Annotated in this window: 10 protein-coding genes; 9 read left to right on the forward strand and 1 reads right to left on the reverse strand. The window is 66.6% G+C overall.

The genetic code is table 11. The features are described from left to right. Positions 1-258: 258 nt before the first annotated feature. Positions 259-3,048 (forward strand): TonB-dependent receptor, encoded by a 2,790-nt coding sequence (locus AC1RUS_RS17795; RefSeq protein ID WP_492917940.1) that lies wholly within the window; start codon positions 259-261, stop codon positions 3,046-3,048. Between the two features lie 269 nt (positions 3,049-3,317). Next, the gene (locus AC1RUS_RS17800) at positions 3,318-4,295 is read left to right on the forward strand and encodes a S1C family serine protease (RefSeq protein ID WP_492917941.1); all 978 of its coding nucleotides are present in this window, start codon (positions 3,318-3,320) and stop codon (positions 4,293-4,295) included. A gap of 11 nt (positions 4,296-4,306) precedes the next feature. Here AC1RUS_RS17800 and AC1RUS_RS17805 read toward each other — a convergent pair whose 3' ends face one another. After that, positions 4,307-6,901 (reverse strand): glycosyl hydrolase 115 family protein, encoded by a 2,595-nt coding sequence (locus AC1RUS_RS17805; protein ID WP_492917942.1) that lies wholly within the window; start codon positions 6,899-6,901, stop codon positions 4,307-4,309. Positions 6,902-7,348: 447 nt separating this feature from the next. On the opposite strand from AC1RUS_RS17805, the gene AC1RUS_RS17810 reads away from it, so the two are divergent. The 7 genes from AC1RUS_RS17810 to AC1RUS_RS17840 all read left to right on the forward strand — a co-directional run bounded on the left by AC1RUS_RS17810 (position 7,349) and on the right by AC1RUS_RS17840 (position 13,031). Further along, positions 7,349-7,720 carry a response regulator gene (locus AC1RUS_RS17810; protein ID WP_492917943.1) on the forward strand — a complete coding sequence of 124 codons (372 nt, stop codon included), beginning with the start codon at positions 7,349-7,351 and terminating at the stop codon, positions 7,718-7,720. A 90-nt stretch (positions 7,721-7,810) separates the two neighbouring features. Beyond that, positions 7,811-11,056, forward strand: a complete 3,246-nt coding sequence (locus tag AC1RUS_RS17815) for a PAS domain S-box protein (protein ID WP_492917944.1) — start codon at positions 7,811-7,813, stop codon at positions 11,054-11,056. Positions 11,057-11,138: 82 nt separating this feature from the next. After that, the gene (locus tag AC1RUS_RS17820; RefSeq protein ID WP_492917945.1) at positions 11,139-11,462 is read left to right on the forward strand and encodes an ArsR/SmtB family transcription factor; all 324 of its coding nucleotides are present in this window, start codon (positions 11,139-11,141) and stop codon (positions 11,460-11,462) included. Continuing rightward, the gene (locus AC1RUS_RS17825) at positions 11,459-11,890 is read left to right on the forward strand and encodes an SRPBCC family protein (protein ID WP_492917946.1); all 432 of its coding nucleotides are present in this window, start codon (positions 11,459-11,461) and stop codon (positions 11,888-11,890) included. Before AC1RUS_RS17820 ends, AC1RUS_RS17825 begins: the two co-directional genes overlap by 4 nt. A 59-nt stretch (positions 11,891-11,949) precedes the next feature. Further along, entirely contained in the window at positions 11,950-12,159 is a 210-nt protein-coding gene (locus AC1RUS_RS17830) for a hypothetical protein (RefSeq protein ID WP_492917947.1), read from the forward strand. 10 nt (positions 12,160-12,169) lie between these two features. Beyond that, positions 12,170-12,583: a DUF1801 domain-containing protein gene (locus AC1RUS_RS17835; RefSeq protein ID WP_492917948.1), complete on the forward strand. Its 414-nt coding sequence runs from the start codon at positions 12,170-12,172 to the stop codon at positions 12,581-12,583. A 22-nt stretch (positions 12,584-12,605) separates the two neighbouring features. Then, entirely contained in the window at positions 12,606-13,031 is a 426-nt protein-coding gene (locus AC1RUS_RS17840; protein WP_492917949.1) for a DUF1801 domain-containing protein, read from the forward strand. The last annotated feature ends 24 nt before the right edge of the window (positions 13,032-13,055 follow it).

A 13,055-nucleotide genomic window follows, 5' to 3' on the forward strand; every position in this document is an offset into this window, starting at 1 on the left:
TGGGTCGGAGGCCATTTCGGCGCGCGATCGATAGCCCAAGGCCCCGAACACCAGGGTTTTGGTCCTTTTTCGCCCTCCAAATCGCTCAATCGGTGCAAATCGCGCATAGGTCCATGCCCGATTAGGATTGGCCCTCGCCAGACCGGCGCGTCATCGTTTGGCTCGAACTGAAGGGCCTGGGTTCGTCGCCTCGATGCGACGCCGACCTTGGGTCCGACCAAAGAATGCGACCCGCGAAGGCGGGCATGGGAGGGAACTATGGCTACCAAGAACACACTCGGCTTGCGCGCTCTGCTGACCGGCGGCGTCTCGGTGCTGACCCTGGCGATGGCCGGAGCGGCCTACGCCCAGGACGCCGCCCCCGCTCCGGCCGCCGATGAGGTCGACGCCGTCGTCGTCACCGGCTTCCGCGCCAGCCTGGCCAGCGCCATCAACCTCAAGCGCAGCGCTTCGGGCGTCGTCGACGCCATCAAGGCCGAGGACATCGCCCAGTTCCCCGATCTGAATCTGGCAGAATCCCTGCAGCGCATCCCCGGCGTCTCGATCTCGCGCATCAACGGCGAAGGGCGTCAGATCACCGTGCGCGGTCTGGGTTCGGAATACACCCGCGTGCGCATCAACGGCATGGAGGCGATCTCCACCACCGGCGGCACGGCCAACAGCGGCGGCACCAACCGCGGTCGCGGCTTCGACTTTAACGTTTTCGCCTCGGATCTCTTCAACAGCCTGGCCGTGCGCAAGACCGCTTCGGCCGATGTGGAGGAAGGCTCGCTGGGCGCCACGGTCGACCTGACCACCGCCCGCGCGTTCGACAGCCGAAAGCCCCAGCTTGTGCTGTCGGCGACCGCCAGCTACAACGACCTGTCGCAGAAGACGACGCCGCGCCTGTCGGCGCTGGCCAGCCGCACCTTCCTGGACGGTCGCCTCGGCGTGCTGGTTTCGGCCGCCTACGAAGAGCGCCACCTGAAGGAAGAAGGCGCCAACATCACGCGCTGGACCTACGGCGGCAGCAACGGCGGCTTCAACCCGGCCTCGACCGTCGCCGGCTACAGCATCGCCCAGATCAACGACACCAACGCCGCCACAGGCATCTTCGCCCCGCGCATCCCAGCCTATGTCAGCTACGACATCAACACCAAGCGCCTCGGCGTCACCGGGTCGGTGCAATACAAGATCACCGACAACACCATGCTGACGGTGGACGCGCTCTATTCCTACCTGGAAGGCGTGCGCAAGGAGGCCCAGCTGCAGGCCATCGGCCTGTCACGCGCCGGCGTCGGCAAGCCGCAGACGATCATCCGCAGCGGCACGGTGGTCGGCAAGGACCTGGTCCAGGCCACCATGGACAATGTCGATCTGCGCACCCAGTCGGCCTATGACGAGCTGAACACCGAGTTCAAGCAATTCACCGCCTCGCTGACCCATGACTTCAGCGACAGCCTGCGCGTCGGGGCCCTGGCCGGCTTCGCGGACTCGACCTTCACCCAGCCGGTGTCGACCATCGTCACCTTCGATCGGGCCAACAGTCAGGGCTACAGCTACGACTTCCGCAACCAGCGCCTGCCGGCCATCACCCTGGGCTTCGACCCGACCAATCCGGCCAACTGGTCGGCGATCAACGGCACCTCGGAAGTCCGCATCCGCCCGCAGTTCGTCGAGAACCAGTTCTCGACCGCCAAAATCTATGGCGAGTGGGAGACGAGCCCGAACCTGACGATCAAGGCCGGGGTCGACTGGCGCAAGTTCGAGTACGACAGCTACGGCGCCTACCGCACCAGCGAGACCGTCGTCCAGACCCTGACCCCGGCCGAACTGGCTTCAGTGTCCAAGGTGTTCAGCGGCTTCGGGCGCAATCTGGGCCTGCCGGCCGGCAACGCCACCGCATGGCTTGTGCCCGACATCGACAAGTACGCCGCCCTGCTGAACATCTACAGCAACACCGGCATCTACGCCCTGACCGACACCAACAACACCTCGGCTCGCGGCCAGTACGGCGCGGTGCAGGAGGAGAGCACCGGGGTCTACGCCCAGGCCGAGTTCAAGTTCGAGGCCCTGGGCCTGCCCTGGCGCGGCGACGCCGGCGTGCGGCACGTCAAGACCAACCAGGAATCGGCCGGCTACGCCGCCGTCGCGGGCGTGATCCAGAAGGTCCAAGCCAAGCGCGAGTACGACCTGACCCTGCCCTCGTTCAACATCGCCACCGACCTGACCGACACCGTGGTGGCCCGCTTCAGCACCGCCCAGACCATCGCCCGTCCGGGCATCGGCTCGCTGTCTCCCGGCGGCGACGTCGCGGTCCAGGGCGCCAACCGCACCTTCAGCTCGGGCAACCCGGACCTGGATCCGACCAAGTCGACCAATGTCGACCTGTCGCTGGAATGGTACCCGGCCTCGGGCACGATGCTGGCGGGCGGCTTCTTCTTCAAGCGCATCGACACCTTCGTCGCCACCCTGCGCCAGGAAGCCGTCTACAACACCCTGGGCCTGCCGGACTCGCTGCTGATCGGCACCAGCGCCAGCCCCACCGACGTCTTCCAGGTGACCCAGCCGGTCAATTCGAACGGCGGCGACCTGAAGGGCTTCGAGCTGAACTGGCAACAGCCGCTGAGCATGCTGCCTGGCCCGTGGAGCCACCTGGGCTTCATCGCCAACTACACCTATGTGAACTCCGACATCCAGTACCTGACCTCGACGACGCCGGGCGCGCCCACGGTCAACGCCACCCTGGTGGGCCTGTCCAAGAACGCCGCCAACTTCACGCTCTACTACGAGACCGACAAGTTCAGCGTCCGGGGCTCGGCCGCCTATCGCGACGGCTATCTGACCCAGGTGCCCGGCAGCGACGGCAACACCATCCAGGGCACCAACGAGACCCTGAACTTCGACATGCAGGCCACCATCAACGTCCGACCAAACCTGAAGCTGTCGTTCGAGGGCGTGAACCTGACCGACGAGTTCAACGATCAGTACGTCGGCGACAGCGACCGCCTCAATGTCCACACCCATAGCGGTCGGCAGGTCTTCGTCGGCCTGAGATACAACTTCTAAGGCGTCGTCCACCTCCCCCCAGCGCCTTGGATCGAGCGCCGGCCTTCCCTCCCGGAGGCCGGCGCTTTCTTTGTCTGGTCACGAGACAGTCACCTCGCCTCGCGAACTTAAAAGCCGCGTCAAAGTGTTCGTCGGCTCCGCCTTCAGGAGCCATAGTGAAGAGGTTATTCCGAAAGCGCCGTCGGCGTCGGTTGAACCGCCGCTCCGTCCTCGGCCCTTGCGCCCCGAAGCCAAGACCCCAGATTCAGGTCTTCAGAAAGGGACAGACTTTGAGTTCGCCATTCCAGGGATATGAGGTCGAGGCGCGGCTGCGGCCCAAGGCCGAGGGTCACGCCTTCGATCTTGATCGCGCCCTCTCGTCGATCGTCGCGCTGGAAGCGCGCATTCCGACCGACGCCTATACGGCGGGCATCCTGGGCACCGATCGTCTGGGCAACGGCGTGGTCATCGGCCCCAAGGGCCTGGTGCTGACCATGGCCTATCTGATCACCGAGGCGACCGACGTCACCCTGACGCTGAACGACGGGCGGCGCGTGCCCGCCCACGTCCTCGGCTTCGACTTCCAGACAGGACTGGGCCTGGTCCAGGCTCTGGAGCCGCTGGACCTACCCGTCCTGCCGCTGGGCTCCTCGGCCGATCTTGACGCCGGCAGTCCGGTGATCGTCGCCGGCGCTGGCGGACGCGCCCACGCGGTGGCCGGCCACATCCTGGCCCGGAGTTCTTTCGCCGGTTACTGGGAATATCTGCTTGAAGAAGCGATCTTCACCGCCCCTGTCCATCCGCACTGGAGCGGTTCGGCCCTAATCAGCGACGCAGGCGAGCTCGTAGGCCTCGGCTCGTTGAGCCTCGAAGGCCAGACCGGCAACGGCGCAGTCCAGCCCATCAACATGTTCGTGCCTGCCGAACTGCTGCCGCCGATCCTCGACGACCTGGCGCGCGGCAAGCCGGCCCACGCGCCGCGCCCCTGGCTGGGGATCTTCGCCCAGGAAACCGGCTCGCATGTCGTGGTCGTGGGCGTCTCGCCCGGCGGCCCGGCCTCGCGGGCGGAGCTGCGCGCCGGCGACATGATCCTGGCCGTCGACGGCGTCGGGGTGTCGGAGCTCAAGGACTTCTACCGGAAGATCTGGGCCGATCGGTCGCCCGGCGCGACCATCCCCCTGACAATCCTGCGCGAGGAAGACGTCTTCGACGTCGAAATCCGCTCGGTGGATCGCGCCGGCCTGCTCAAGAAGCCCCGCTTCAACTGAAGCCCGGCGCGTCAGCGCGCCGGAGGCCCCAGATAGCTCAGCGGGATTGGCCCCGTCGCGGCGACAAGCTTCTGCAGCACCACATTGTCATCCAGGCGCCAGACCTTGATCACATGGGGGCCCGGCGCGACGTCGGTAAAGTCGGCCCGCAGCACCCGCGCGTTGTCCTGGATCGCCTCGTTCCAGTCGCGCTGCTCCTGCAAGGTCGTGGAGGTCGGCGCCGGCAGCAGTTTGTCGACCAGGGTGAGCATCGGACGATCGTCGATCGACACCCCTACCCGCTGCGTCCCGCGTCCCGTCGTGTCCAGGGTCGGCGACAGATAGAGCTGCACGGTCAGGTCGCCGGCCTTGCGGGTTGTCAGATCGTATTCGACGCGCACGCCGTCCCTCTCGGTCGTCGGCCCGCGCCCCTGCGGCAAGGCCGTGACGCCGCCTTCGGTCCGTCCCAGGTTCGGGATCACCGTCCAGCCCAGGCCCGCGCCGTTCGACACCCGGCTGAATCCGGGCGCCTCAATGGACGTCATATCGCCCGACGGGGCGTGCCGCGGCGCGAAGACGATCGCCTTGTCGGGCGCCTTGGCCTGGACGCGGCGCACGGTCGGAATCGTCTGGACGTCCGGCTGCTGCCAGTTCGTGTAGCCGATGTGGATCTGGCTCATCATGCCGTCCCACTTGCCGCCATTGGCCTTGTGGTAGGCGTCGGTCAGGTCCCGATCGTGGCGGAACGCGGCCTCGGCGCGGTCGGCGAAGGTGTTGGCCCGCGCGTCGTTGGCGGCCGCCAGACGGCGGTTCCAGGCCACGGCGTAGTAGAGCCGATAGAGATTGGCCATCGCCGCGATCGGATGCTCGACCACTTGCAGATAGACGTCGCGCTGGTCGGCCGGCAGGGTCGCCTTGACCCGCTCCATGTCCCGCTCCAGCGCATCCCATTCGGCGACCATCGCGCCGAACTCGCCGCCGTCCAGCGTGTCGCCGGCCGCTTCGCCCAGGCGGAAGCTGCCCGCATCGATCAGCTCGGGCTTGCGCCGCGCCGCATAGCGGCTGTAGCGCGTGATCAGGTCGCCGACCTCTTTCCCCCGGGCCTCGCCGAACACGCGGGCCGACCATTCGCTCGGATAGCGGGCCATCGCCTCGACGCCCATGGCTTCGGGATCCCAGGCCTGGTCCATGAAGAAGCTGAGCGGAAACTCCATGGGCTTGATGTCGCCGACATTGACGATCCACAGCGCCCGCGCGCCGCGCTGGTAGGCCAGGTCCATCTGCTGCCAGGTCTTCTCGATCTGGGTGGTATTGAGCCACTTGTAGTTTCGAGGCGCCCCGACATAGTCGAAGTGATAATAGACCCCGTAGCCGCCCTTGCTGTTCAGGTCGGTGGTCGGCAGTCGCCGGATCTGGCCCCAGTTGTCGTCGGAAAACAGCAGGGTCACGTCGTCCGGGACCTTCATCCCGTGGTCGTAATAGTCCTGCACCTCCTTGTAGAGCGCCCAGATCTGCGGGGTCTGGTCGGCGGGCTTGCCCGTCACCTCGGCGATGATCTTGCGCTGGTCGGCGACCACGGTTTCCAGCAACTGGGTGGCGGTGCCCTCGGCCATGGCCTCGTCGCCGTCGCCGCGCATGCCGACCGTAACCATGGCCTCGTAGCCGCGGCCGTCGCCCTTGGACATCATCCGCTGCATGCCCCCGCGCCAGAAGGTCCGCAGGTTCTCGGCGTTGGTCGCATAGTCCCAGCGTCCGCCGGTGACGCCGCCAGCCGTATCGCGGCGCCATTCGTCATGAGCGCGGGTCAGGGGCTCATGGTGCGAGGTCCCCATCACCACCCCCATGGAGTCGGCCAGCACCATGTTCTGGGGATCGTCGTCGTTGAAGGCGCGCGGCGGCCACATGGCCGGCCACAGATAGTTGCCCTTCATGCGCAGCAGGAGCTCGAAGACATGGGCGTACATCTTGGAATTGGCGCCGCCGAACCGCTTCTCGGTCCAGCTGGTCAAGGCCGGCGCCTCGTCATTGATAAAGAAGCCCCGGTACCTGACCTTGGGCTGGTCGCGGCGCGAGCCGGCCGTGACGTAGACGTCGGCGCGGTGAGCGATAGGCGCGTCGGCGAACCAGTACCAGGGCGAGACGCCGATCTTCTCGGACAGGTCGTAGGCGCCGAACACCGCGCCCCGACGATCCGACCCGACGATGACGAGAGCCCGCGCCACCTTGGGAAACGGACGCTCGACGACGACTTGCCGAAAGGCTTCCCACTGGCCGGCCAGGTCATCGGCCTTGAGCTTGCCGCCGGCAATCAGGCCGTCGATGACCGGGCTCTGGCCCAGCACGCCGACAATGACGAGGTCGCCCCTGGCCATGGCCGGGTCGGTGATGCGCGGCGCGGCCTTGCCGCCGACACGCTGCAGGTCGGCGGCGAAGCTGTCGCCTACGCGGGTCACGGCGGAATCAGCCGAAGCGTCGACCAGCACGGCGGCGGGCTTGCCGGAATGGATCAGGGCGAAAGCGCCCGGGCTCGACTTGCCGCAGACCGAAACCGGCGTGTCGCAGGCGGCGGCCGGAGAGCTCGCCAGGACGACACAGATCAACGCCGCCAAGGCCAGGGAAAGTCTCATGGTCTCGTTCCACCCACGGCGTCGGCGGCTTGTCGTCCGCCTGTTTTGCTGCGCCGAGCAGCCACAAAGAGTGACAATCGCCCGGCCACATTGGTCTGACCTTTGATGCGCACGACAGGTGCTTTCCGTCAAGCCGCGGTTAATACAGGCCGAAAAACTCTTATCCAGGTTGATGTTGGTGAGAGCAGATAAGGTATGATCTCTTCTGAAACTACGGAGTTTATCGCCGGCCAGTCTGCGCTTCGCTATCGGTCGGAATCGCCAACATCGTGTTCAGACCATCAATCTGACCCTCGGCGGCCGCCGACCTGACGATCTGCGCAAAACACCCGGCCAGCCTGCCGGAACCGCATGATCGCGAAGGTGATTTACCTGAAGGGCGTCAACCAGCTATGGTTGCGTTCCAGGGGTTTGCATCCCCAAAAACCGACCCAAGAGAGGCGGAGCATGCGGGTTCTGGTCGTCGATGATGATGAGATCGTTCAAAAGGTCGCGGGATCGGTCATCGCCTCCTGCGGTTACGAGCCGGTGGCCGCCGCCGACGGTGAGCAGGCGCTGGAAATCTTCGAGCGATCGCCCTTCCCGCTCGTGCTCGTCGACATGTTCATGCCGCAGGTCGACGGGATCGAGACCATCAAGCGGATCCGGGCCCGCTGGCCGGCGACCCGCATCGTGGCCATGAGCGCCGGCGCCAAGCACGTGACTCGCAACGAGGTGCTCGACTGGGCGGTGGCGCTGGGCGCGGACCTGGCGATCAGCAAGCCCTTCAATCTCAACGCCCTGGCCTCGATCATCCAGGAACAGATGCAGCTGGCCTGATCGCCAAACTTCGCATCATGGCTAACTCGGCTTTCACCCTTCGGCGGTAGGGATGGCTGGGCGCTCCACGCGCTCGCCTGAAAGTCGCCCATGCCGCTCGACACCGCAGAACCCGACGCCGCCGCCCTGCGGGCGCGCCTTGATCGCATGACCCGGCTGGCCCAGGCCCAGCGAACCCTGTCCGAAGCCGGCCTGGACCTGGACGCCTTCATGCAGGCGATCGTCGAGCAGCTGGCCGACCTGACGGGCGCCAAGGGCGCCATCGTCGAACTGGTCGACGGCTGCGACCTCGTCTATCGCGCCGCCACCGACACCGCGCTGATCGGCTCGCGCCTGAAGCGCGACGCCAGCTTTTCGGGCCTCTGCGTCGCCACGGCCGAAGTGCTGATCTGTCATGACGCCCTGATCGACGACCGCGTAGACCGCGCCGCCTGCGTTCGTGTCGGCGTCAGCTCGATGGTCTGCGCGCCCTTGATGCACGCCACAGAGGCCCTGGGCGTCCTGAAGGTGTTTTCCGAACACAAGAGCGCGTTCGACCAGGACGACATCGAGATCCTGCGCGTGCTGGCGGGCATGCTGGGCGCGCAGATGTCGCGCCAGCTGGAATTCCAGCAGCGCGAACTCCTGCTCGCAGAGAAGACCGAAGCGCTGGAGCGCGCGGCGCGCGAGGCCGAGCAACGAGCCCTGCTGGAACAGACCCTGCGCGCCAACGAGGCGCGGCTGGAGAACATCGTCGCCAACGCCCACCAGGCCATCGTCACCATGGACGAGGCCGGCCGCGTGACCGGCTGGAACAGCCACGCCGAGAAGATCTTCGGCTGGAAGACCGCAGAGGTCCTGGACCGCGCGCTGAACGAGATCATCGTGCCGCCCGAACTGCGCGAGGCGCACGCCGCGGGCCTGAAACGGTTCCTGCACTCGGGCCAGGGCCCGGTGATCGGGCAGCGGATCGAGGTGCCGGCCCTTCGTCGAAATGGCGAGACCTTCCCGGTCGAGTTGGCGATAAGCGCCAACCGCAACGGCGACGCCTGGCAGTTCACCGCCCTGATGCACGACATCTCCGAGCGTCGCGCCCAGGAGGAGCTGTTCGAGAACGCCTTCCACCACGCGCCGATCGGCATGGCCCTGGTCGGCCTGGGCGGCGAGCTGGTGAAGCTGAACGAGATCTTCTGCGAGATCATCGGCTACCCGAAGGAAGAGGCCCAGGCCCTCGACTTCCAGACCATCACCCACCCCGACGATCTGCAGGCCGATATCGCGCTGCTGGAGCAGCTGCTGGCCGGCCAGATCCCCTGCTATCAGATGGAAAAGCGCTATGTCCGCAAGGATGGCGCCCCCATTTGGGTCCGCCTTTCAGTGTCACTGGTGCGCGGCGACGACGGCGCGCCCCGGCACTTCATCGCCCAGATTCAGGACCTCACCGACCGCCGCGCGATCGAGAACCGCTACCGGCTGATGGCCGAGAACGCGACGGACATCATCGTCACCAGCGACATGCGCGGCCTGGCCACCTTCGTCTCGCCCGCCTGCGAAGCGGTGACGGGCTATGCGCCGGACGAGATCGTCGGCCGCTCCTCGCTGCCCATCACCCATCCGGACGACGCCGAACGCGTGCGCGAGAGCTTCACCGCCGTGATCCTGGGCAAGCCAGTCGAACGCGTGCGCTGGCGGGTGCGCCACAAGGCCAGCGGCGACTGGATCTGGCTGGAGTCCAACCCCGTCCTGATCCACGATCAGGACAACGGCCAACCCACCGGCTATCTCGACGTCATCCGCGACGTCACCGCGCAAAAGGCCCAGGAAGACGCCTTGGCCCAGGCGCGTCTGGACGCCGAGGCGGCCAGCCGCTCCAAAGCCGATTTCCTGGCCAATATGAGCCACGAGCTGCGCACGCCGCTCAACAGCATCATCGGCTTCACGCGCCTGCTCACCGAAAGCCAGGGTCTGTGCGCCGAGGACCAGCGCCGCATTGAACTGGTGCACGGCGCGGGCCAGGCGCTGCACGCGGTGATCGACAACGTCCTGGACTTCTCCAAGCTGGAAGCCGCCGCGCTGGAGCTGCACAACGCGCCCTTCGAACTGACCGAACTGCTGCGCCAGACCGTCAGCATGCTGGAGCCGCAGGCGGCCGCCAAGGACCTGCGCCTGCGCGTCATGATCGACGCGGAGGCTCCGACAAGGGTCATCGGCGACGCCGGCCGCCTTCGCCAGGTGCTGCTGAACCTGCTCTCCAACGCCGTGAAGTTCACCTCGTCGGGCGGCGTGACGACCAGCATCACCCAGGTGGGCGGCGACAAGTCCGCGCCGCGCGTGCGGGTCGAGATCACCGACACCGGCTCGGGCATCGCCGAGGCCAAGCTCTCGGGCTTGTTCAACCGCTTCGTCCAGGCCGGATCGTCGGTCTCGGCCCACTATGGCGGCACCGGCCTGGGCCTGGCGATCTCGCGTCAGCTGATCAGCCTGATGGGCGGCGAGATCGGTGTCTCCAGCCGCATGGGCGAAGGCTCGACCTTCTGGTTCGAATTGGCCCTGCCCCTGGCCGACTCAGCCGAACGCGCCGCCGCCACCCCGGCCCTGGCCGCGCGCGATCTGACCGGACGGCGCATCCTCGTGGTCGATGACGTCGACCTCAATCGCGAGCTGATGCTGGCGCTGCTGTCCAAGTATGGCTGCGCGATCGAGCTGGCCGAGAACGGCGCCGAGGCCATCGATCTCCTGCGCGTCTGCCCCGTCGACCTGGTGCTGATGGACTGTCAGATGCCGGTGATGGACGGCTTCGCCGCCACCCAGGCGATCCGCGCTTCGGGCGAGGCCTGGGCGGACATTCCCATCGTCGCCCTGACCGCCAGCGCCCAGCCCGAGCATCTGGCGCGCTGCGAGGCGGCCGGCATGAACGATCACCTGACCAAGCCGCTCAATCCGGGCGCCCTGGAGCGGGTGCTGAGCATGGTGTTCTCGCCCGATGCCGCCGGCGCGCAGCGTCCGTCGGCCGCCGACGCCGGCGAGGAGATCCGCAAGACTTTGGTCGCCGCCATGGGTCCCGTCGCGGTCCGTTCGCTGCTGAACCTGCTGCAGGCCAAACTGGACAACAGCCTGACGCGCGACGACGCCACGACCTTGCGCGAGGAGGCTCACGCCCTGGCGGGCTCTTCGGGCCTGATGGGCTTTCCGGAGCTGAGCAAGGCTTGCCGCGACCTCGAACACACGATGGAGCAAGGCGACGCCCATGGCCCAGCCCTGGCCGCGACCCGCGCCCTGATCTCCAGCACCGCCGCCGCGGCGCGGCGCTGGGACGCGGAACTGGCCGGCTCGGGACACGCGCAACAGGTCGCCTAGCGAGCCCTTCTTTTTTCGGCTTGAAAAATACATAGCTCGTCAGTTATGGATTAATACATAGCCACAGAGTTATGCGTTTCCAATGCAAGCCGACCCCGACATGCTCTTCAGGACACTCGCTGACCCGACGCGGCGGGCGCTGTTCGAGCGACTGTGCCGGCAGGGCGAGCAGACAGTCGGGGCGCTCACAGCCCAGGCTGGCGTCTCGCAGCCGGCGGTCTCCAAGCACCTGGGCGTCCTAAAGCAGGCCGGACTGGTGCGCGACCGTCATGAGGGACGGCAGACCCACTACAGCGCGCAGCTCGGCGCCCTGGCCCCGCTGATCGACTGGACCAGCCAGATGGCCGGTTTCTGGGAAAACAGGTTCGACCAACTCGAAGACCTGCTCAACAGGATGGATCAATGACCAGCACCGCGACCCAGACGCGCTCCGTCGTCGTCGAGCGAGACCTCCCGCATGCGCCCGAAAAGCTCTGGCGCGCGCTGACCCAGCCGCACCTGATCGAAGAGTGGCTGATGAAGAACGACTTCAAGCCCGTGGTGGGCCACAGCTTCAACCTTCGCGGCGAATGGGGCGGCGTGCTGGACTGCGAAGTCCTGACGATCGAGCCGAACCGGACCCTGGCCTACACGTGGAACTTCACCCACGAGGATGCGGCGTTCGATCTACGCAGCGTGGTGACCTTCACGCTGACCCCCACCGACGCCGGCACGCACCTGCGCATGGAGCAGGCGGGCTTCCGGCCCGACCAGAAGCAGGCCTTCGGCGGCGCGGGCCATGGCTGGCGGCAGTTCTTCGAGAAACTCGAGCAGGTCCTGGCGCGGGAGGACTGAGGCCCCCGCCCTGTCGCCGACCGTTGTTATCACTTCCCCCTCTTCAGATGGAGGCTTCCTTGAACTGGAACATGTTGATCCGACAGATCCATCGCTGGCTGTCCATCGCCTTCACGCTGGGCGTCATCGGCTACATGATCGTCATGACCCGAGGCCAGCCCGCCGCCTGGGTGGGACTGTTCGCGCTGGTCCCGCTCATCCTGCTGCTGGCGACCGGCCTCTACCTGTTCGTCTTGCCCTACGTCGCCAAACGGCGCGGCCGCGCCTAGGATCCTATGTATGACGGACGAGCCCAAACGCCTGTCGGGCGGCAACCCGCAGATCGCCAAGGGCGATGGCGATGCCCCGGTGCAGGCCTATATCGCGGCGATGCCGGACTGGAAAAGCAAGGTCGGCCAGCGGCTCGACGCCTTGATCGCCGAGGCCGTCCCGGGCGTCCGCAAGGCCGTCAAATGGAACTCGCCCTTCTATGGCGCGGTCGGAGATCAGGGCTGGTTCCTGAGTTTCCATTGCTACGCCAAGTCCATCAAGGTGGCCTTCTTCCGCGGCGCATCACTGGACCCCGTCCCGCCCGGCGTGTCGAAGACGGCCGAGGTGCGCTACCTCAATATCCGCGAGAACGAACCGCTCGACGAAGCCCTGTTCTCCGACTGGGCGAAGCAAGCCAGCCAATTGCCCGGCCAACGCCTGTAAGCCGCCAGCGCGAGATCAGATTATGAAGCAGCTCCAGAACGATCCCACCGCCGCCATGGATGGCGCCGCACCCGCCGAACTGATCGACGCCCGGATCAAGTCGCTGAACGACTGGCGCGGCGAAACGCTGGCCAAGGTCCGGGGGCTGATCAAGCAGGCCGTCCCCGATGTGGTCGAGACTTGGAAATGGCGCGGCGTTCCGGTGTGGGAGCACGCCGGCATCATCTGCACCGGTGAGACCTACAAGGCCGCCGTGAAGCTGACCTTCGCCAAGGGCGCAGCGCTGGCCGACCCGGCCGGCCTGTTCAACTCCAGCCTCGAAGGCAATGTCCGCCGCGCGATCGACATCCACGAAGGCGAAGCGATCGACGAAGAGGCGCTGAAGACCCTCTTCCGCGCCGCCGCGACGCTGAACGCGTCGAAGATCAAGGCGCCAAAGCGAAGCTGAAGCCTGGCTTGGCCACGCCGAGAC

The sequence above is a fragment of the Caulobacter sp. GW821-FHT10F06 genome, from assembly GCF_058809215.1.

Coding starts and splice junctions, on each gene's coding strand:
- AC1RUS_RS17795 (WP_492917940.1), top strand. CDS start 259: ATGGCTACCAAGAACACACTCGGCTTGCGCGCTCTGCTGACCGGCGGC.
- AC1RUS_RS17805 (WP_492917942.1), bottom strand. CDS start 6,901: ATGAGACTTTCCCTGGCCTTGGCGGCGTTGATCTGTGTCGTCCTGGCG.
- AC1RUS_RS17810 (WP_492917943.1), top strand. CDS start 7,349: ATGCGGGTTCTGGTCGTCGATGATGATGAGATCGTTCAAAAGGTCGCG.
- AC1RUS_RS17815 (WP_492917944.1), top strand. CDS start 7,811: ATGCCGCTCGACACCGCAGAACCCGACGCCGCCGCCCTGCGGGCGCGC.
- AC1RUS_RS17820 (WP_492917945.1), top strand. CDS start 11,139: ATGCAAGCCGACCCCGACATGCTCTTCAGGACACTCGCTGACCCGACG.
- AC1RUS_RS17825 (WP_492917946.1), top strand. CDS start 11,459: ATGACCAGCACCGCGACCCAGACGCGCTCCGTCGTCGTCGAGCGAGAC.
- AC1RUS_RS17835 (WP_492917948.1), top strand. CDS start 12,170: ATGACGGACGAGCCCAAACGCCTGTCGGGCGGCAACCCGCAGATCGCC.
- AC1RUS_RS17840 (WP_492917949.1), top strand. CDS start 12,606: ATGAAGCAGCTCCAGAACGATCCCACCGCCGCCATGGATGGCGCCGCA.